General features: G+C 62.5%; 21 protein-coding genes. 17 read left to right on the top strand and 4 right to left on the bottom strand.

The annotated features are described in order from the left end of the window. The first annotated feature begins 85 nt into the window (after positions 1 to 85). The 7 genes from RR_RS09300 (at position 86) to RR_RS09270 (ending at position 4,683) form a co-directional block, all read left to right on the top strand. The gene (locus tag RR_RS09300; RefSeq protein WP_011223489.1) at positions 86 to 745 is read left to right on the top strand and encodes a helix-turn-helix domain-containing protein; all 660 of its coding nucleotides are present in this window, start codon (positions 86 to 88) and stop codon (positions 743 to 745) included. Positions 746 to 830: 85 nt separating this feature from the next. Next, on the top strand, positions 831 to 1,496 hold the full coding sequence (locus RR_RS09295) for an HD domain-containing protein (protein ID WP_011223488.1): 666 nt from the start codon (positions 831 to 833) through the stop codon (positions 1,494 to 1,496). A gap of 55 nt (positions 1,497 to 1,551) precedes the next feature. Next, positions 1,552 to 1,869, top strand: a complete 318-nt coding sequence (locus RR_RS09290; protein ID WP_004960775.1) for a DUF5783 family protein — start codon at positions 1,552 to 1,554, stop codon at positions 1,867 to 1,869. Positions 1,870 to 2,008: 139 nt separating this feature from the next. Continuing rightward, the gene (locus RR_RS09285; RefSeq protein ID WP_007190104.1) at positions 2,009 to 2,521 is read left to right on the top strand and encodes a TRAM domain-containing protein; all 513 of its coding nucleotides are present in this window, start codon (positions 2,009 to 2,011) and stop codon (positions 2,519 to 2,521) included. 107 nt (positions 2,522 to 2,628) lie between these two features. Beyond that, a complete protein-coding gene (locus RR_RS09280; RefSeq protein ID WP_007190105.1) occupies positions 2,629 to 3,264 on the top strand; it encodes a MogA/MoaB family molybdenum cofactor biosynthesis protein in 636 nt (211 codons plus the stop codon). 44 nt (positions 3,265 to 3,308) lie between these two features. Beyond that, positions 3,309 to 3,782, top strand: coding sequence for a cyclic pyranopterin monophosphate synthase MoaC (gene moaC / locus RR_RS09275; protein ID WP_011223487.1), 474 nt, complete (start codon positions 3,309 to 3,311; stop codon positions 3,780 to 3,782). A 73-nt stretch (positions 3,783 to 3,855) separates the two neighbouring features. Next, a complete protein-coding gene (locus tag RR_RS09270; RefSeq protein ID WP_004960787.1) occupies positions 3,856 to 4,683 on the top strand; it encodes a molybdopterin synthase in 828 nt (275 codons plus the stop codon). A gap of 31 nt (positions 4,684 to 4,714) precedes the next feature. Here the strand turns inward: RR_RS09270 and RR_RS09265 are convergent, their stop codons facing one another. Then, positions 4,715 to 5,515, bottom strand: coding sequence for an ABC transporter permease (locus RR_RS09265; protein WP_004960789.1), 801 nt, complete (start codon positions 5,513 to 5,515; stop codon positions 4,715 to 4,717). Continuing rightward, positions 5,490 to 6,371 (bottom strand): extracellular solute-binding protein, encoded by an 882-nt coding sequence (locus tag RR_RS09260; protein ID WP_011223486.1) that lies wholly within the window; start codon positions 6,369 to 6,371, stop codon positions 5,490 to 5,492. Before RR_RS09260 ends, RR_RS09265 begins: the two co-directional genes overlap by 26 nt. A 117-nt stretch (positions 6,372 to 6,488) precedes the next feature. Here RR_RS09260 and thiC point away from each other — a divergent pair, with 117 nt between their 5' ends. After that, positions 6,489 to 7,931 carry a phosphomethylpyrimidine synthase ThiC gene (gene thiC / locus RR_RS09255; protein WP_011223485.1) on the top strand — a complete coding sequence of 481 codons (1,443 nt, stop codon included), beginning with the start codon at positions 6,489 to 6,491 and terminating at the stop codon, positions 7,929 to 7,931. 297 nt (positions 7,932 to 8,228) lie between these two features. After that, positions 8,229 to 9,053, top strand: a complete 825-nt coding sequence (locus tag RR_RS09250; RefSeq protein WP_011223484.1) for a hypothetical protein — start codon at positions 8,229 to 8,231, stop codon at positions 9,051 to 9,053. Positions 9,054 to 9,072: 19 nt separating this feature from the next. On the opposite strand, the gene RR_RS09245 is transcribed toward RR_RS09250, so the two are convergent. Further along, positions 9,073 to 9,642 carry an NUDIX hydrolase gene (locus tag RR_RS09245; RefSeq protein WP_011223483.1) on the bottom strand — a complete coding sequence of 190 codons (570 nt, stop codon included), beginning with the start codon at positions 9,640 to 9,642 and terminating at the stop codon, positions 9,073 to 9,075. Positions 9,643 to 10,279: 637 nt separating this feature from the next. On the opposite strand from RR_RS09245, the gene RR_RS09240 reads away from it, so the two are divergent. From RR_RS09240 to RR_RS09210, 7 genes are all read left to right on the top strand, one after another. Next, positions 10,280 to 10,465: a hypothetical protein gene (locus RR_RS09240; protein WP_004515500.1), complete on the top strand. Its 186-nt coding sequence runs from the start codon at positions 10,280 to 10,282 to the stop codon at positions 10,463 to 10,465. A gap of 7 nt (positions 10,466 to 10,472) precedes the next feature. Then, on the top strand, positions 10,473 to 10,898 hold the full coding sequence (locus RR_RS09235) for an RNA-binding protein (RefSeq protein WP_007190109.1): 426 nt from the start codon (positions 10,473 to 10,475) through the stop codon (positions 10,896 to 10,898). Then, positions 10,898 to 11,605 carry an RNase P subunit p30 family protein gene (locus tag RR_RS09230; protein WP_011223482.1) on the top strand — a complete coding sequence of 236 codons (708 nt, stop codon included), beginning with the start codon at positions 10,898 to 10,900 and terminating at the stop codon, positions 11,603 to 11,605. The genes RR_RS09235 and RR_RS09230 overlap by 1 nt, the downstream gene beginning before the upstream one ends. Positions 11,606 to 11,750: 145 nt before the next feature. Beyond that, positions 11,751 to 12,173 (top strand): membrane protein, encoded by a 423-nt coding sequence (locus RR_RS09225; RefSeq protein WP_011223481.1) that lies wholly within the window; start codon positions 11,751 to 11,753, stop codon positions 12,171 to 12,173. A gap of 110 nt (positions 12,174 to 12,283) precedes the next feature. Further along, on the top strand, positions 12,284 to 12,769 hold the full coding sequence (locus tag RR_RS09220) for an Rpp14/Pop5 family protein (protein WP_011223480.1): 486 nt from the start codon (positions 12,284 to 12,286) through the stop codon (positions 12,767 to 12,769). 2 nt (positions 12,770 to 12,771) lie between these two features. Continuing rightward, positions 12,772 to 13,554, top strand: a complete 783-nt coding sequence (gene psmA / locus RR_RS09215; protein WP_004960819.1) for an archaeal proteasome endopeptidase complex subunit alpha — start codon at positions 12,772 to 12,774, stop codon at positions 13,552 to 13,554. Between the two features lie 87 nt (positions 13,555 to 13,641). Further along, positions 13,642 to 14,370: a ribosome assembly factor SBDS gene (locus RR_RS09210; RefSeq protein WP_011223479.1), complete on the top strand. Its 729-nt coding sequence runs from the start codon at positions 13,642 to 13,644 to the stop codon at positions 14,368 to 14,370. A 15-nt stretch (positions 14,371 to 14,385) separates the two neighbouring features. On the opposite strand, the gene RR_RS09205 is transcribed toward RR_RS09210, so the two are convergent. Beyond that, positions 14,386 to 14,733: an FUN14 domain-containing protein gene (locus RR_RS09205; protein WP_004960824.1), complete on the bottom strand. Its 348-nt coding sequence runs from the start codon at positions 14,731 to 14,733 to the stop codon at positions 14,386 to 14,388. 204 nt (positions 14,734 to 14,937) lie between these two features. On the opposite strand from RR_RS09205, the gene katG reads away from it, so the two are divergent. Next, a complete protein-coding gene (katG, locus tag RR_RS09200) occupies positions 14,938 to 17,133 on the top strand; it encodes a catalase/peroxidase HPI (protein WP_049938864.1) in 2,196 nt (731 codons plus the stop codon). Positions 17,134 to 17,292: the final 159 nt, after the last annotated feature.

Below are 17,292 nucleotides of genomic sequence, written 5' to 3'. Positions count from 1 at the left end.
GACATCTTAGGCCCATTATATGGCGGTTTTTTATACGAACATGTTCGCGTGACCTTTCTTATGTGAGCCGAGTCATCTATCGAACATGTCGGGCCGAATACTCGCCGAGGTCGAAGTGTTCGGTCCTCGGTCCTGTCACGTACAGCCCCACGCTGATGAGGAGTGGTCAGTGTCGTCGGTCTCCCGAAGCGTAACGAGTGCCGCTGCTGACCCCGTCATCGAAGAGTTTACCCTCAAAGGTGGTGACGGGCCGCCGTCAGTGCTACAGACCGATGGTCTGAACGTTGACCACGTGTTCGCCTACGAGCAGCGACACGTTTTCCAACTGTCCAGAGCGGCCGGGCAGGGCTGCGTGTGTGAACGTATCGAAGCAGCCGGCTGCGTCGTTCATGAGTTCACGGCGGACACCGAATCCCTCGTCGTCACCTTCCTCGTTGACGATGTTCCGACCCTGCGAGAGATTGTCGCTGACCTCCAGTCGGAAGGCGAGGCCGTCAAACTCCGGCGGCTACTGGAAGACACCCCCACCGAGGCGGACCGGCCGGTCGTGCTTGACCGCGCAAAACTGACTAGCCGCCAGCGCGAGGTGCTGGCTCGGGCCCACGAGATGGGCTATTTCGAACATCCGCGCGATGCGACCGCCGGTGACGTGGCCGACGCGCTGGATATCTCCACTTCGACGTTTACCGAGCACCTCGCTGCGGCCCAGCGAAAACTCCTTGATGACCTGCTTGACTCCTGCTGAGTGGCTCCACTCTGTGTCATGTCAGTGAGGCTGGCACATTCCATAGCAATTATTCCAGCCGGCACGCGAGGTGCCACTGCCGCTAATGACACAGGAACTGGGTCCCCTCGCTCGAACACTGTCGATGCCGTACTACGACGACGCCCTCCCAGCGCACGACCAGTTTCACGCCAAGCGAGTTCGAGACATCGCGCTTCGGCTCGCGGGCGACTGCAATGGATCGGTCGACCGGGATGTCCTTGCCGCATCAGCGTGGCTCCACGATATCGGTCGGCCCCGGGAGCGGGCCGGTGAAATTGATGACCACGACGACTGGGCCACGGCGGAAGCCGCACAGCTACTCGCGGCCGAAGGCGTGAAACCCGACCGAATCGGCCGTATCAAACACTGCATTCAAGCACACAGTATCCGCACGAGTTCGCCGGAGCCAAGAACGCTGGAGGCGAAACTCCTCTTCGATGCGGACAAGCTGGACGCTGCCGGGGCACGCGGACTCGTCCGACTGGCCTGTATCGTCGGCGAGCGGTCTGGGCGGACGGGTGAGAAATACGCGGTCATCGATGACACGTCAGCTACCGACCTCGGAACGTCGAATTCTCCGGATATCGAACTGCTTCGAGACTGGGCGCAGGAACGATTAGATACGCTGTACACCCAACCCGGCCGGCGTCTCGGTCAGACACGCCGGGAATTCATGGACGAGTTTTTCACCCACTTTGCCGGTGAAATCGGGGCTTCGGGGGAGTGGTAAACGACGTCCACGGAGTCACAGAACCTTTTCCCCTCGCCCCGGCGACACTGCATCTATGACCGAGTTCGACGCCGAGAAGTTCGACGAGAAATACGTCCACTACTTCGAAGAGCTCGAAACGGCGTACTCGAACGCGTATCAGGAACTGCACGGGCAGTACGACTCCGAGGTCCTTCGTGGGATCGACCGGCAGATTCTCAGCGAGAGCGAGCCGGTGTACGAGGGCAACGGGACGTTTAGCATCCGGCTTCCCGACGACACTGCAGCGCGTGCGCAGTCGTTGCCGGGCGACGAAGCGACGTTCGACACAGTGCTATCGGCGTTCACTGACGCTATCGAGCGCGAACTCCGTCGGCTGTTCGAATTCGAGTAATCGCCCCACGCTGCTCGACGGCTCGCTCGATAGCAGGCGTGCACAGCCTGTTTGCCACTCCTTCTAGCAGCGTTCGGCCCGGCGGATCGAAAACACCAGAATCAATGCAGTTCCGGTGCTAGTCCAACCAATTATACTAATGGCGACCGATTCAGATCTTCACTGTCTCTTTACCGCACCCGTTGAGGAGCAGCACGACTCGTACGTGATCGAGATTCCAAAACAGGAGGTCGAGCTGGGAACGCTGGCCCCCGAGACGCTGTACCGGATCGCACTGTTCCAGTCGGCGGCTGAGGCACCCGCGTCCCAGTCAGAGTCCCACTCCAAGCAAGAGCCGCAGTCTGGTTCCGACTCCAGGCAGGAGCCGCAATCCAGTTCTCAATCCGGACTGCAGTCCGATTCACAGTCCGACGAGCGGAGCAGGGAACCGGAGTTTGGACCGTCGTCCCCGCCCGTTGCCGAGGGTGAGACGCGTGTGGTCGAAATCGAGAACATCGGGGACAAAGGCGACGGCGTCGCGCGCATTGACGGCGGGTACGTCGTCATCGTCTCCAATGCGGATGTCGGGGAGCGCCTCCGCGTCGAGATGGATCAGGTCCGCGAGAACGTGGCCTTCGCGGAGATCGTCGAACGGCTCCCCTACTACGAGTAAGCCACCGGCTCTCTCGGCTGGTTCCTACTTTCGCACTCTGTCCGAGTTGGCCCGACCACTGGCCACGCAGCCGAGGGTATATTTTGCCGCCGCCTATCATCTCCGGTATGGGGCACGACCACGACGAAGCGACCGGCCACGACGAGGCAGGTCACAGCCACAGCGAGGATGAACACGGAGAGCATAGCCACGACCACGGAGAGCACGAACACGACAGTGACCACGACCATAGCCACGAGGAACACACCCATGACGACCATCACGCCCACGACGCCGAAGGGGTTGACATAGGGGTTCTCACAGTTTCCACCTCCAGAACACTCGATGATGACCCGGCGGGGGACATCATCGCCACGGCCTGCGAAGACGCGGGCCACAAAATCGCCGAGCGCCGCCTCGTCGCGGACGAGATGGACGCTATCGAGGACGCTGTCGCTTCCCTGCTAGATGACGGCGTCGACGTGGTTCTGACGACCGGCGGGACTGGGCTCACGCCCGACGACGTGACTGTCGACGCCATCGAACCGCTGTTCGACCGGCCGGTTCCCGGCTTCGGTGAACTGTTCCGCTGGCTCTCCTACGAGGAAGTCGGGCCGATGGCGATGGCCTCGCGCGCGACCGCCGGCGTCGTCGACGACCGCCTGGTGTTTTGCCTCCCTGGCAGCGAGAACGCCGCCCGGACGGGCGCGGAGAAACTCGTCGCGCCAGCCGTGGGCCACCTGCTTGGGCTCGTCCGCCGGTAACGCGGACCCGCACGGTTTTGGGCCGGCGTCGGCTACGGATAGCTATGTCCGAGGAGTTCACGCACGTCGATGAGGAGGGGGACGCACAGATGGTCGATGTGGGCGACAAGGCCGAGAGCCAGCGCCGCGCAGTCGCACGCGGACAGATTCGACTCACCGAGTCCACGCTGGCGGCCATCGACGCCGACGAGGTGGAGAAAGGCGACGTGCTGGCGACAGCCCGTATCGGCGCGATTCAGGCGGTAAAACACACCTGGGAGATGGTGCCAATGTGCCACCAGATCCCCATCACGAACGTCGACATCGAGTTCACCGTTGGCGACGAGGCCGTCGAAATCGTCGTGGCCGTCGAGACGGTTGGCAAGACTGGCTGCGAGATGGAGGCGCTGGAGGGCGTGACGACCGGCCTCAACGTCGTCTGGGATATGGTGAAAGCAAACGAGAAAGACGATGACGGCGAGTATCCCACGACAGCTATCGAAGATATCCGTGTGGTCGAGAAAACTGTCGACCGCTGAGGAAGGGCTACTGGCGACAGCTGCGACACCGCTATGAAAAAGGTCTATCTACGTCGCCCTGCTACTGGCGCGTATGCAAGTCCTCGGTATCGTCGGCCACTCCGACTCGGGGAAGACCACGCTGGTCGAGCGGTTGACACAGCGGCTCTCCGGGACCGGCCGTGTCGCGACGGTGAAACACTGCACGCACGCGCCGGATGTTGACACGGACGGAAAAGACACGGTTCGCCACCGCGACGCCGGAGCGGCCGAGACCGTCGCGCTCACCGACGACGGCGAGTGGTACGCGACGGGGCAGTCGCGGACGCTCGACGAGACGCTGGACGACCTTTCGCCCGACTACGACTACGTACTCGTAGAGGGGTATTCGGACGCGAACATCCCGAAAGTTGTCCTCGGCGACCGCGAGGCCGCCGACCCCGTCATCCATCGCACGCCCCACGGTGCAGACGCTGACCTTGACGACATCCTCACCGCGATGGAGGAGCGAGACCCCTACATCACGCTGGAAACACTTGTCGCGGACGTAAAGCGGGACCCGGACGAGGTGTACTCGGGTGCAATAGCGACGTTTACCGGGCGCGTTCGTGCACAGGAGGGGCCGGAGGACCCGCCAACGGAGCTGCTGGAGTTCGAACGCTACGACGAGGTCGCCGCGGAAAAGATGGCCGCACTTCGGCGGGATCTTGAAGCACGCGACGGCGTCTACGCGGTTCGACTACACCACAAAACCGGTGTGGTCGATGCTGGCGAGGACATCGTTTTCGTCGTCATTCTGGCCGGCCACCGAACTGAGGCGTTCCGCGCCGTCGAAGACGGTATCAACCGGCTGAAAGAGGAGGTGCCGCTGTTCAAGAAGGAAGTCACCGTCGACGAGGAGTTCTGGGCACACGAGCGATAAGCTGGTGGTGCGACTTTTCCTGCAGTAACCGCTACCGCCACGGCGTCGCCCGCAGTGCATGGACCACCAGCAGCGTCCCGAGCGCGACGCCGAGCAGCACTACTGCCACGGGCAGCGCCGCATCCAGTCCGTCAGAGATGAACGAGGCCCAGATCTGGACAGGGAGCGTCCGCGGATAGTACGCCAGCATCATCGTCGCGCCGAACTCGCCCATCGCGCGGGCGAAGGTCAGTACGAGTCCGGCGAGCAGCCCGGGCTTTGCGAGCGGGACCGTCACCGAACGCATCGTCCCGACCCAGTCGCGTCCGAGCGACCGTGAGGCTTCTTCGAGCCGGTCGTCAATGCCATCGAAGGCGGCCTTGGCAGTGACGACGAAAAACGGCGACGCGACGAACGTCTGGGCGGCGATGACGCCAAGCAGCGACCGTGTCAGCGTCAGGTCGGTAAGACCGCCGAGTCCGTTCGGGCCGACGACGGTCAACAACAACATCCCGCTGACAACCGGTGGGAGGACGAGCGGGAGGACGACGGCACCCATCGCTGCAGTCGCCAGCACGCTGGTGTTTCGCGAGAGCCAGTAGGCAAGCGGGAGGCCAAATACGACAGCGATGGTCGTACTGCCGAGTGCGGCAACGAGAGATGTGACTGCGGCGTTGATGACGTACGTCTCTGTCAGACTCGTCAGCAGCGCCGCCGGGGAGTACGTGATAACGAGCACCAGCACCGGAACGACAAAATACAGGAGTAGCACCGCTCCCAGCGCGGGAACGAGCTCGCGCACGCCGACCGTGTGGCCGGCACTGGTCTCACCGCGTGACAGTGTTCGGGACATCTCCCACTAGTCGAGGATAGGCCTGACGGAGAGTAAATCCGTGTGATGCGAGCCAGTCTCCGGACAGGACTGCCTCGAAGGCTGTACGTGTCGCTTCCTGGGTATTGCGGCGGATAGCCCCGTACTCGATAGGGCTGCCAGTGATTGCCGAGCCGTTCGGAAGCTCGTAGCTGGTGGTCTGATACTGTTCGGCGTATGCGGGGTCGCCAAGATGTATTTCCGGCGGGAACTCCCGGAAGGGGTAGTCCCGTTCGACCGCCATACTCCGGTAGACGAAGGCGGCGTCGACGGCTCCCGTCTCGAACTGCGCGAGCAGTTGTGTCTCGGGGTACGTCTGGTCCGGCGAGAGGATAGCATCTGGTAGGCCGGGTTCGTCGTAGTAGTCCGCCGCGAGGGCCAGCACGAACAGCGTTCGATAGCCAAGCGGGTCAAGCGCCGGGTCAGTACGGCCGAGCGAGACGCTGTCACGTCTGAGCGGCACGTACCACGGCTCTGCGTCCGTGATACGGGTCCCGGCGCTTGTCTCTGGGTTGTACGCAAGTACCATCTCGTTGCTGGCGATCACGGCGTGCCAGGCGGTGTCCATGACCCGGTTGAACAGGGTGGGGTCCGCCAGCGCGACAATAGCCGGGTCGCGCTTCCCGTCAGCGACCAGGCGGGCGGCCTGCACTGAACCGCGGGCTTCGACGGCGATTTCGACGTCTGTCTGGGTCTGGAGCGTCTCGCTGGCTGCCTTCTGTAAACTCCCTGCCACCAGCACGTCTACCCGTTCCTGCCCGAATGCCCCACAGCCAGCGGTTGCGGCGATACCACTCCCCAGTGCCGCAAGTACTGCACGCCGGGTTTGTCGGGCCATTATTGGCTCATTTCTCGTTCGGGTACATCCGTGTTGGGGTTGTTCCCAGTATTGACGGGGTGTCTTTCACGCGTTCGACCATAGTGTTTTATAACTTGGTAGTATAACCTAGTGATTATGACGCAGATGGCAGCAGCGCGGAACGGAACCGTCACCGAGGAGATGGAGCGAGTCGCAGAGCGCGAAGGTGTCGACCCGGCGTTCGTTCGACAGCAAGTCGCTGACGGACAGGCGGTGATTCCCGCGAACGTCGGCCACGACTCGCTGGACCCGATGATTATCGGCCGGGAGTTTGCGACGAAGGTCAACGCAAACATCGGCAACAGCGAGGAGACGAGCGATATCGAGGGCGAACTGGAGAAGCTTCACACCGCTGTCCACTACGGCGCGGACACGGTGATGGACCTCTCGACTGGGCGCAACCTCGACGAGATACGGTCGGCCAACGTCACGCACTCACCAGTGCCGGTCGGGACAGTTCCCATCTACGAGGCGGTCAAGCGCGCCAGCGACCCGAGCGAGATCACCCACGAACTGCTGCTTGACGTTATCGAGAAGCAGGCAAAGCAGGGGGTCGACTACATGACTATCCACGCCGGTGTCCGGATGGAACACCTGCCGCTGACTGACGGCCGTAAAACGGGGATTGTCTCTCGCGGCGGGTCCATCCTCGCCAAGTGGATCGAGGAGAACGGCATGGAGAACCCGCTATACACGAAATTCGAAGCCATCTGCGAGATATTCCGTGAGTACGACGTGACTTTCAGCCTCGGCGATGGCCTCCGGCCGGGCTGTCTCGCCGATGCCGGCGACGACGCACAGTTCGCCGAACTGGATACGCTCGGGGAACTCACGCGGACCGCTTGGAAACACGACGTGCAGGTGATGGTCGAGGGACCGGGCCACGTCCCGATGGATCAGGTCGCTGAGCAAGTCGAACGTCAGCAGGAGGTCTGTGACGGCGCACCGTTCTACGTTCTCGGCCCGCTCGTGACCGACGTTGCGCCGGGCTACGACCACATCACGAGCGCCATCGGTGCAACGGAGGCAGGCCGTGCCGGTGCGGCGATGCTCTGTTACGTCACTCCAAAGGAACACCTGGGCCTCCCGGAAAAATCCGATGTGCGGGACGGACTCGCGGCCTATCGCATCGCGGCTCACGCCGCCGACGTGGCAAACGGCCGCGAGGGGGCACGGGACTGGGACGACGCCCTCTCGGAAGCCCGGTACGCCTTCGACTGGCGCGAGCAGTTCGACCTGGCGCTGGACCCCGACCGCGCCCGCGAGTACCACGACCAGACGCTCCCCGGTGACAACTACAAGGAGGCACGTTTTTGTTCGATGTGTGGCGTGGAGTTCTGTTCGATGCGCATCGATCAGGATGCACGGTCTGACGGCGACATGGAATCGATCGAGGCCGACGCTGACGACCGGACTCCCCTCGAAGACTCGTCAGCGGCAGCGGTAAACCGACCGCCGGTCGGTACCCACGACGGGGCCGATATCCCCGGCCCTGACGCCGATATGCCCGCTGATACAGAGGGGAGTGCTGACGATTAGCACGGCGGTAGTTCTTTATAATCGGTGTTCGTTTATTGAAACGATGTCAAAGAAAGTCATCGCCCTCGTCGCGGTCATGGCACTTGCCCTCGTGTACGTCGTCAAGCGGTAACGCTGCGCGAATCGGCTGTATCACCCTCTGAACCTACTGCCGGCCGCCCTGCCTACTGGTCCTCAACGGCGTTGTATTGGGTCGGGTACTATGACGGCCGGCAGTATTCTCTCGGCTTCTGCGCTGTCAGCGGCAGCGCCGTCGCTTTCCGAACCCTTACCCGGCGAACCGCCGTACCAGCGTGTATGTACGGCGTCGTCACCCGTAACGAGGAGGAGACGGAGTGGTCTGAGTTCGACCGGGCGTTCTACGAGGTCAAGGACGTGACCGGCCGCGCTGTCGAACCGATTGCGGGCGCGGTAAACATGGTGTCCTGTTTCGGCGACAACGCGGTCGAAAGCGAGGAGGACCTGCTCGCGTTCGACGACGAGGGGACGCCGGCAACGCGGAACCAGCCGTACTTCGACTGGACGTACGTCTGCCCGACCCACGACCGCTACCGCGAGGGCCTGCTCGACATCATCGAGGAGGCCGCCGCCGTCAACGAGGACGTCCGCCTCGATGACGTGGGCTTTCCACGGGACGAGTACTGCCACTGTGACCGCTGCGAGCAGCGCTTCGCCGACAGCGAGTTCGAGGACTGGTCGGCCTGGCGCAGCAACGTCATCACGGAGTTTGTCGCCGAGGCTCGCGAGCGCGTGCCCGGGAAGATGTACCTCACGCTGTATCCAGACCCCTACCCCGGCCACCTCGAGGCCCGCTCGGGCGTCGCGGTTGACGACATCGCCGAGTACGTCGATGAGTTCGTCGTCCCCATCTACGACATGGCCTACTCGACGACCTACTGGCTGGAGATCCTGGCGAAAGGGTGGCAGGACCGCCTCTCGACGCCCTTTAGCATCGAACTGTACGCCGTCGACGTGGACGTGGACGACCTCTCGAAGGCCGTCGAGGTGGCCGAGGAGTACGCCGAGACCGTGCTGTTCGGTTACGACGCGAGTAACGCCCGCGCGACCATCCGCCGGATGAACGCCGACGCCCGCGACGGGCAGTCGTTCGGGCCGGAGTAATCGACCCGACTTCGGCGGCTCACGCTCTGCCGCTGAACCGCTGTCCGCGCCACTGCAGGATCTCTTCGCGGTCGCGCGTATCGGCCGGTAGTTTGTCAAACCACTGGGCCTCGCTGATTTCGTGGTCCGGGTCGTCGACGGCGATGTCGGTCGTCTCTGCTTGCGCCTCGTACACTGGCAGCACGCCCCAGGCCATATTACCGTCGCAGTAAAACTCGACCCGTCCGAGCATCCCCAGTCCCTCGATGGTTGCTTCGATGCCGCTCTCCTCGCCTAATTCCCGCAGTGCGGCCTCTTGGAAGGACTCGCCTCTGTCGAGCTCGCCGCCGGGTAGAACCCACATGTCGACGCCTTCGTGGCGGACGAGCAGGAGTTCACCGCTGGGTCGGTAGGCGAGCGTGTGTGCGCCGTAGGGTGCGCCGTGATCCCGAGCGCCGGTCGCCACGTCTCGGAACCGACTCCGCGGGACGTTGCGGTGGCGCGTGAACTCAATGAAATCCGTGTAGCGCTTCCGGAGGTCGTGATACGTCTGTTCGGCCGTCTGACAGGCCTTATCAGAGAGGAACCACAGGTCGTCGACGCTCGTCATCTGTGTCCTATCTGTGTCTGACACCTCGACGAAACAGCCGTCTCGATGGGGGAAAGCGGTGGATTGATCATGTCGATGGTTAGTTTAGAGAGTCCCATAACAGTTGTTGTGACAGATCGGCTGTCGTGGCGAATCTCGGGCGGCTTCGCTATCGAACCCGTTGCGTTGCTGACACTGGTGGGGAAGTGTGGATGGGGATACACGCTGGGCTGGCTCATTCGAAACGAAACACGGGAAGGTGTCCGAACAAGGAAAGCCACGCTCCCGTGTAGCAGGAACTCTTTGGTTTTGTGACGACCTGACGGTTCGTTCTACCCACTCGATCTATACGCCTTTGCGTTCCGTGGTTGACAGAACGCACGTGACTGTGGAGCTCCCCGGCACTTAATTCTATTTGTCTAAGCAAATATTTAGACAAGTCTAATTAGTGTTGGACCTTCCACAACCGAAGTGATAGAGAACATGGGAACGGTCATCGCTGGCCGGCGCACCGCTCGGTCTACGTTGATCGGCGTTTATCGCTGTCCCGATTGGTCAATACAGGACGTGTCACCGCTCCATTTACTGACCAGTCCACGGTTAGGCCAAGCAAACCCGAATCAGTCCCTTTTTGACGAGCCACCGAGTACCGCCGGGTATGGCATTCGAAGAGGACGACAGCGTTATTCTCCACGACGAGCACAGCGACTACGACGGCGAAGAAGGCACCATCACGCAGGTCGTTGAGACGATGTTCGGCGACGCCAACTACACGGTTTCCTTCGAGGACGGCCAAGAACAGGGCGTCCCCGAGGACAACCTCGAAGCCGCTGAGGACGAGTAGGGCCGCAATGTCGTCGGTTCCGTTCCACTACGTTGACCTCCGGACTTTCTGCTACGCAACAGAGGACGACAAGCGCGTTGAGGACGCGCTCCGGACGTTCCTCCCTGAGGACTACCCTGTCGAGCGCGCACAGAGCGAGGGGCACTACGGCGACCGGATCATCGTCCTTTCGGCTCGCGTCGAGAACGCCGACGACATCCGGCACGTGCTCACGCAAGTAGCGTCAGCGCCGGAGATCGACGCGGTGCGTGCGGAACTTGACGACCGGGTTGACGACAACTGCTCGTTTTTCCTCACGTTCGGCAAACAGGCCGCGTTCGGCAGGAACGTGGAACGCGGCGACGGCATCACGCTCCGGGCAAAAGTCGAGGCCTACCCTGCAAAGCGGGAGAAGGCCGTCGAGAACGCCCGCGAACTCCTAGAGGAGTTGTGATGTACGAGGCCGTCTACGCTCATCCTGACGGCGACAGCACCGTTGCCCGACACGCGCTGACGGCCGCTGATTCAGAGTACGACGGTATCGTCGTCAGGAACCACGGCGACGAACAGGCGGACTACGACGCCGATGCCATCAGCGACGCCTATGGGGTTGATGTCGCGGCCGGCATCGAGGTCCGAGCGGACGACCCCTCACGGGCGAGTGGCTTCGTCGGGAACTACCGAAGTGACCGGACGGTCGTCGTCGTCCACGGCGGCGACCGCCGCATCAATCGGTTCGCGGTCGAGCAACCGACTGTCGACGTGCTCGCCCATCCGATGCGTGATGACGGTGATTTCAACCACGTGCTGGCGAACGCGGCGGCTGACAACGGCGTCCGCGTCGAGTTCGACTTCGGCCCGGTGCTCCGGGCCTCCGGCGGCAGTCGCGTCCGGGCCATCAAGGAACTCCGGAAGCTCCGGGAACTGGTCGAGAACGCTGGCGCGCCCTTCGTCGTCTCGGCGTCGCCGAGCACTCATCTCCAGATTCGGGCACCGCGAGATATCATCGCGGTCGGGGAGACCATCGGCTTCGACGCTGACACCGTCCGCGAGGGCCTGACGGAGTGGGGTCAGATCGTGGAACGCAACCGCGAGCGCCAGAGCGGTGCCGTCATCGAACCCGGCGTCCGGCTGGAAGACGACGCAGACGATGCCGAGTAACTAGCGCTGATACCACTCTCACTGGACGGTATCGGTTCTGTGCAGGATGTAGTGCGTTGCAGCCCGATTCCGCTTTTTTCTACGACATGTCATCTGACTGACTTGACCCGAATGCGTTTGCATCCGACCGGAGTACACGAGACGTATGAAAGAACGACAGAAACACAAACTCGCGGACACGGCTCAACAGATCGTCGGCGGATTCCTGTTGTCCGGACCGTTCGTCGTGACCCAAGAGGTGTGGGCGCTCGCGCTGAACATGACCGTCTTCCACAACGTATTCCTCGTCTGTATTGTCGCAGCCATCGGATACGGCGGGCTGTACGGCGCTGACAACGACCGTGACCCCAGACGCGAAGCCGCGGTCGCCGGTGTCCCAGTCAGGTTCATTTCTGTCCTGCTTGTCGCGTTCGGCTCCGTCGGAACGCTCGCAATCGCGGTCACCGCTCCTGACCAGTTCCTGGGTGAGCTTCCCCTGGCTGACCAGATGATCGTCACTTTCCGCGCCATCAGCGTCGGGGCTGTGTTCAGTGTCGTCGGCGCGGTGACGACCGACAGCCTGTTCTGACCCGACGCCGGACCGCTCTACTTCTCGGGGCACTGTGCTGTGTGACTGAGACAGACTACCGCCGACTCCCACACCACACCGCTCATTGTCCTCCGTTCCAACGCTTGTGTATGAAACACCTCCCGAAGCATCTCCGGCCCCGGTGGCGTTATCTTGCCGTCGGCATCGAGACGTGGCCGAACGCCTCCTTTGGCCGCCGGGCGTTCCAGCGCGAGGTGTGGTACGCCGCCCAGAACCTGCTTGGCGACACCGGCAGCGCCGAGACGGATATGACCGTCCTCCAGTTCCACGACTACGACGGCACGGCTGAGGCTATCGTCCGGACCAGACGCGGCCAGACGAACCCGGCACGGGCCGCGCTGACCTGTCTGGACAGCGTCGATGACGATGACGTTCGGGTCCGTGTCCGGGGGATTAGCGGCACCGTGCGTGCCTGTGAAGAAAAGTATATACGCGGGCCGCCGGAATTCACTGAACAGAGACACGTCGTGTTCGAGAACGCAGACCGGAGCGCTACTGTTCGGCCTCCGCGCTACGATGTCGAAACGGCCTCCGACGGTGCGTTCGTCGGCGCGACAGCACTCGATTTCCGATAACTATGCAGGGACAAAACCAACAGCAGGCCTACGACCGCGGGATCACTATCTTCTCGCCGGACGGACGCCTCTACCAGGTCGAGTACGCCCGCGAAGCGGTCAAACGCGGCACAGCAAGCATCGGCGTCAGAACGAGCGACGGCGTCGTTCTCGCCGTGGACAAGCGCATCCGGTCGCCGCTGATGGAGCGCTCCTCGGTCGAGAAGATCCACAAGGCCGACGACCACATCGGTATCGCCTCGGCCGGCCACGTCGCCGACGCCCGACAGCTCATCGACTTCGCCCGCCGACAGGCGCAGGTGAACCAGCTCCGCTACGGCGAGCCGGTCGGCGTCGAGACCCTCACCAAGGAAATCACCGACTACATTCAGCAGTACACGCAGGTCGGTGGCGCGCGCCCATTCGGCGTTGCCCTCATCATCGGCGGCATCGTGAACGGCGAGCCGCGCCTGTTCGAGACCGACCCCTCCGGGACGCCCTACGAGTGGAAGGCCCTCGCTGTCGGGGCCGACCGCGGCGACATCCGAGACTACCTCGAAGAGCACTACGACGAGGGGATGGACCTTGACGAGGGTGTCGACCTCGCGCTGGCCGCTCTCGCGTCAGTCAACGACGACGAACTTTCGCCGGAAGGCATCGGCGTCGCTACGGTCGACGTCGAAACGGAGACCTTCGGCCAGCTGACCGACGAGGAGAAGGAGGCCCACCTCGCGGAGGCCGACCTGCTTGACACCGGCGAAGACGCGGACGACGAAGCTGAAGACGAAGACGCCACCGAAGAGTAACCCTTCCGACAGCCCTCGCGGGCGACTGGACTTTTTCTGTTCGACCACGCAGTAAGGCCTTTAACTGGCCCACTGCTACCGACGGGTATGATATCGCTTGACGAGGCGGTGACGGCGCGCCTCGAATCCCACGGCCAGCGGTTCGAGGTACTGGTGGATCCGGACGCTGCGCTGGCGATAAAACGTGATGACTTCGACGACGACCTCGAGGACGTTATCGCAGCGGAGGACGTGTTCGAGGACGCCTCGCGAGGGGACCGGCCGCCCGAGAATATGCTCGAAGAGGTGTTTGACACGACTGAGCCGATGGCTATCATCCCCGAAGTCATCAAACGGGGTGAGATCCAGATCACGGCCGACCAGCGCCGCGAGATGCAGGAACAAAAGCACAAACAGCTCATCCAGCGGATCACGCGCAACGCGGTCAACCCGCAGATGGATGATGCGCCACACCCGCCGGAGCGAATCGAATCTGCCCTCGAAGAAACGGATTTCAGAGTTGACCCGATGGAGCCCGTCGAGGCGCAGGTCGACGACGCCCTCGATGCGCTCCGGCCAGTCATCCCAATCCGGTTTGATGAGGTCACTGTTGCCGTGCAGGTCCCTGCGGACTACGCCGGGAGCGCCCAGGCACAGATCCGGCAGTTCGGAGACCTCGAACGCGAGGAATGGCAGTCTGATGGCTCGTGGGTCGGCGTCATGACGTTCCCAGCCGGCCTACAGAACGACTTCTATGACGTGGTGAACGAACACACAAGCGGCGAGGCGGAAACCCGAATCATCAAAGACGAAGACGACATCAGTACACGCGGCTGACGCCGCGGCGTCGCGTTATCCCTTCTTGAATCCGACGAGGAAGCCGGCCGTGAAACCAGCGCTGACCGGCAGGGCCGAAAGCAGCGACGTGACCCAGGACGGCGGTTGCGTCGCCGCCGCGTTCCCGGCGGTGCCAGTCGCGTTCTGTGCGGCCCCGCCTATCGCGTTCCAGTTCACCTCGAGAATCCCGCGCGTCTCAAGGAACTTGAACAGCGCCAGCTCGATGCCGACGATGACGGCGATGAGCTTTGCAACCTTCTTTGCGGCGAACCCGATGATACCGCCGATAAGGCCGCCGCCACCGAATTCGAGGCCCATCTGCTGGAGGCCCAACCCATCTAGTTGGAGTACGAACTCACCCATACCGCGTACCTGACCGCCTGTTTTTAAATCCTTTGTGCTCCCCCTGGGGCACTCCTTTTATACACAGCTTCTGCTACAGAGGTCTGACATCGCTGCTCCCCGGACGTCCCACAGAATTCAGGGAGAATGTTTTTCACACGATGCTATTTCTTTACTCATATCCAAAGATTTGTATGCTGCCGACGAATCTTACTTACTGTTAAGATGGCAGAAACACCGAACTCTGATATGAGCGGCGCCACAGGCGGACGGTCGAAGCGACCAAAATCTAACCAGGACTGGTGGCCAAGTAAGCTGAACCTCGAGATTCTCGACCAGAACGCTCGGGATGTCGGCCCGGTGGAGGATGACTTTGATTATGCGGAGGAGTTCCAGAAACTCGACCTCGAAGCGGTGAAGTCGGACCTTGAAGAGCTGATGACGTCCTCGCAGGACTGGTGGCCGGCCGACTACGGCCACTACGGCCCGCTGTTCATCCGGATGGCCTGGCACAGCGCCGGGACGTACCGAACCGCCGACGGCCGCGGCGGCGCGGCGGGCGGCCGACAGCGTTTTGCACCGATCAACAGCTGGCCTGATAACGCGAACCTCGACAAGGCGCGACGGCTGCTCCTGCCGATCAAGCAGAAGTACGGCCAAAAGATCTCCTGGGCCGACCTGATGATTCTCGCAGGGAACGTCGCCATCGAGTCGATGGGATTCAAAACGTTCGGCTACGCCGGCGGCCGCGAGGACGCCTTCGAGGAAGATAAGGCTGTCAACTGGGGGCCGGAAGACGAGTTCGAGACACAGGAGCGGTTCGACGAGCCGGGCGAGATACAGGAGGGCCTCGGTGCCTCCGTGATGGGCCTCATCTACGTGAATCCGGAAGGGCCGGACGGCAACCCGGACCCGGAAGCATCGGCGAAGAACATCCGGCAGACGTTCGACCGCATGGCGATGAACGACAAGGAGACGGCCGCACTCATCGCCGGCGGACACACGTTCGGGAAAGTCCACGGCGCTGACGACCCCGAAGAGAACCTCGGTCCCGAGCCGGAAGCGGCTCCAATCGAGCAGCAGGGCCTCGGGTGGCAGAACAAGAACGGGAACAGCAAGGGCGGCGAGATGATCACAAGCGGTATCGAAGGGCCGTGGACCCAGTCGCCGACCGAGTGGGACATGGGGTATATCAACAACCTGCTCGACTACGAGTGGGAACCGGAGAAGGGGCCCGGCGGTGCGTGGCAGTGGGCACCCAAGAGCGAAGAGCTGAAAAACAGCGTCCCGGACGCCCACGACCCGGACGAGAAGCAGACGCCGATGATGCTGACGACGGACATCGCCCTGAAGCGAGACCCGGACTACCGAGAGGTCATGGAGACCTTCCAGGAGAACCCGATGGAGTTCGGGATGAACTTCGCAAAGGCCTGGTACAAGCTGACCCACCGCGACATGGGGCCGCCCGAGCGGTTCCTTGGTCCGGAGGTTCCTGACGAGGAGATGATCTGGCAGGACCCGCTCCCGGACGCCGACTACGACCTGATCGGGGACGAGGAGATCGCCGAGCTCAAGGAAGAAATCCTCGACTCGGACCTCTCTGTCTCCCAGCTCGTCAAGACTGCGTGGGCGTCGGCTTCGACCTACCGCGACAGCGACAAGCGCGGCGGCGCTAATGGCGCTCGTCTCCGACTCGAACCCCAGAAAAACTGGGAAGTCAACGAGCCGGAGCAACTGGAGACGGTTCTGGGGACGCTCGAAAACATCCAGACGGAGTTCAACGACTCGCGCTCCGACGGGACGCAGGTCTCGCTTGCTGACCTGATCGTGCTGGGCGGCAACGCGGCCGTCGAGCAGGCGGCAGCGAACGCCGGCTACGACGTCGAGATCCCGTTCGAACCCGGCCGCGTCGATGCGGGACCGGAACACACCGACGCCCCTTCCTTCGACGCTCTCAAGCCGAAGGTCGACGGGGTCCGGAACTACATTCAGGACGACATCACGCGACCGGCGGAGGAAGTGCTGGTCGACAACGCGGACCTGCTGAACCTGACGGCCTCGGAACTGACGGCCCTGATCGGTGGGATGCGCTCGATCGGTGCGAACTATCAGGACACCGACCTCGGCGTCTTCACCGACGAGCCGGAGACGCTGACCAACGACTTCTTCGTGAACCTGCTCGACATGGGCACGGAGTGGGAGCCGGCAGCGGACTCAGAACACCGGTATAAGGGTCTCGACCGCGACACCGGCGAGGTCAAGTGGGAAGCCACACGCATCGACCTCATCTTCGGCTCGAACGACCGGCTCCGGGCCATCTCGGAAGTCTACGGCTCTGCCGACGCGGAAAAGAAGCTCGTCCACGACTTCGTGGATACGTGGAGCAAGGTCATGAAGCTCGACCGCTTCGACCTCGAATAAGCCGGAGCGAACGCCACTGCCGTGGTGGCTGTCTCAGACATCGCGAGACAGAACGGGCAACGGTTAGCAATCGACCGCCGCTACCCGCGGCATCTGCCATTTTACCGCCTTTCTGCCAGCGCACTGGGCGACGCTGTGAGCCGCCCGGGGGGTTAAATA

Origin of the sequence: Haloarcula marismortui ATCC 43049, from assembly GCF_000011085.1 — an archaeon.
GTDB classification, from domain to species: Archaea; Halobacteriota; Halobacteria; order Halobacteriales; family Haloarculaceae; genus Haloarcula; species Haloarcula marismortui.
Note: the sequence above shows the minus strand (reverse complement) of the source record. Positions and strands in the feature narration are given on the sequence as shown.

Bases quoted from the DNA above. Each gene is read 5' to 3' on its own strand.
- RR_RS09220 (WP_011223480.1), top strand. From the start codon at position 12,284: ATGAAACACCTCCCGAAGCATCTCCGGCCCCGGTGGCGTTATCTTGCC.
- RR_RS09290 (WP_004960775.1), top strand. From the start codon at position 1,552: ATGACCGAGTTCGACGCCGAGAAGTTCGACGAGAAATACGTCCACTAC.
- RR_RS09265 (WP_004960789.1), bottom strand. From the start codon at position 5,515: ATGTCCCGAACACTGTCACGCGGTGAGACCAGTGCCGGCCACACGGTC.
- RR_RS09295 (WP_011223488.1), top strand. From the start codon at position 831: ATGACACAGGAACTGGGTCCCCTCGCTCGAACACTGTCGATGCCGTAC.
- RR_RS09260 (WP_011223486.1), bottom strand. From the start codon at position 6,371: ATGGCCCGACAAACCCGGCGTGCAGTACTTGCGGCACTGGGGAGTGGT.
- RR_RS09205 (WP_004960824.1), bottom strand. From the start codon at position 14,733: ATGGGTGAGTTCGTACTCCAACTAGATGGGTTGGGCCTCCAGCAGATG.
- RR_RS09210 (WP_011223479.1), top strand. From the start codon at position 13,642: ATGATATCGCTTGACGAGGCGGTGACGGCGCGCCTCGAATCCCACGGC.
- RR_RS09235 (WP_007190109.1), top strand. From the start codon at position 10,473: ATGTCGTCGGTTCCGTTCCACTACGTTGACCTCCGGACTTTCTGCTAC.
- moaC (WP_011223487.1), top strand. From the start codon at position 3,309: ATGTCCGAGGAGTTCACGCACGTCGATGAGGAGGGGGACGCACAGATG.
- RR_RS09300 (WP_011223489.1), top strand. From the start codon at position 86: ATGTCGGGCCGAATACTCGCCGAGGTCGAAGTGTTCGGTCCTCGGTCC.
- thiC (WP_011223485.1), top strand. From the start codon at position 6,489: ATGACGCAGATGGCAGCAGCGCGGAACGGAACCGTCACCGAGGAGATG.
- RR_RS09245 (WP_011223483.1), bottom strand. From the start codon at position 9,642: ATGACGAGCGTCGACGACCTGTGGTTCCTCTCTGATAAGGCCTGTCAG.
- RR_RS09270 (WP_004960787.1), top strand. From the start codon at position 3,856: ATGCAAGTCCTCGGTATCGTCGGCCACTCCGACTCGGGGAAGACCACG.
- RR_RS09225 (WP_011223481.1), top strand. From the start codon at position 11,751: ATGAAAGAACGACAGAAACACAAACTCGCGGACACGGCTCAACAGATC.
- RR_RS09240 (WP_004515500.1), top strand. From the start codon at position 10,280: ATGGCATTCGAAGAGGACGACAGCGTTATTCTCCACGACGAGCACAGC.
- RR_RS09285 (WP_007190104.1), top strand. From the start codon at position 2,009: ATGGCGACCGATTCAGATCTTCACTGTCTCTTTACCGCACCCGTTGAG.
- RR_RS09230 (WP_011223482.1), top strand. From the start codon at position 10,898: ATGTACGAGGCCGTCTACGCTCATCCTGACGGCGACAGCACCGTTGCC.
- RR_RS09250 (WP_011223484.1), top strand. From the start codon at position 8,229: ATGTACGGCGTCGTCACCCGTAACGAGGAGGAGACGGAGTGGTCTGAG.
- katG (WP_049938864.1), top strand. From the start codon at position 14,938: ATGGCAGAAACACCGAACTCTGATATGAGCGGCGCCACAGGCGGACGG.
- psmA (WP_004960819.1), top strand. From the start codon at position 12,772: ATGCAGGGACAAAACCAACAGCAGGCCTACGACCGCGGGATCACTATC.
- RR_RS09280 (WP_007190105.1), top strand. From the start codon at position 2,629: ATGGGGCACGACCACGACGAAGCGACCGGCCACGACGAGGCAGGTCAC.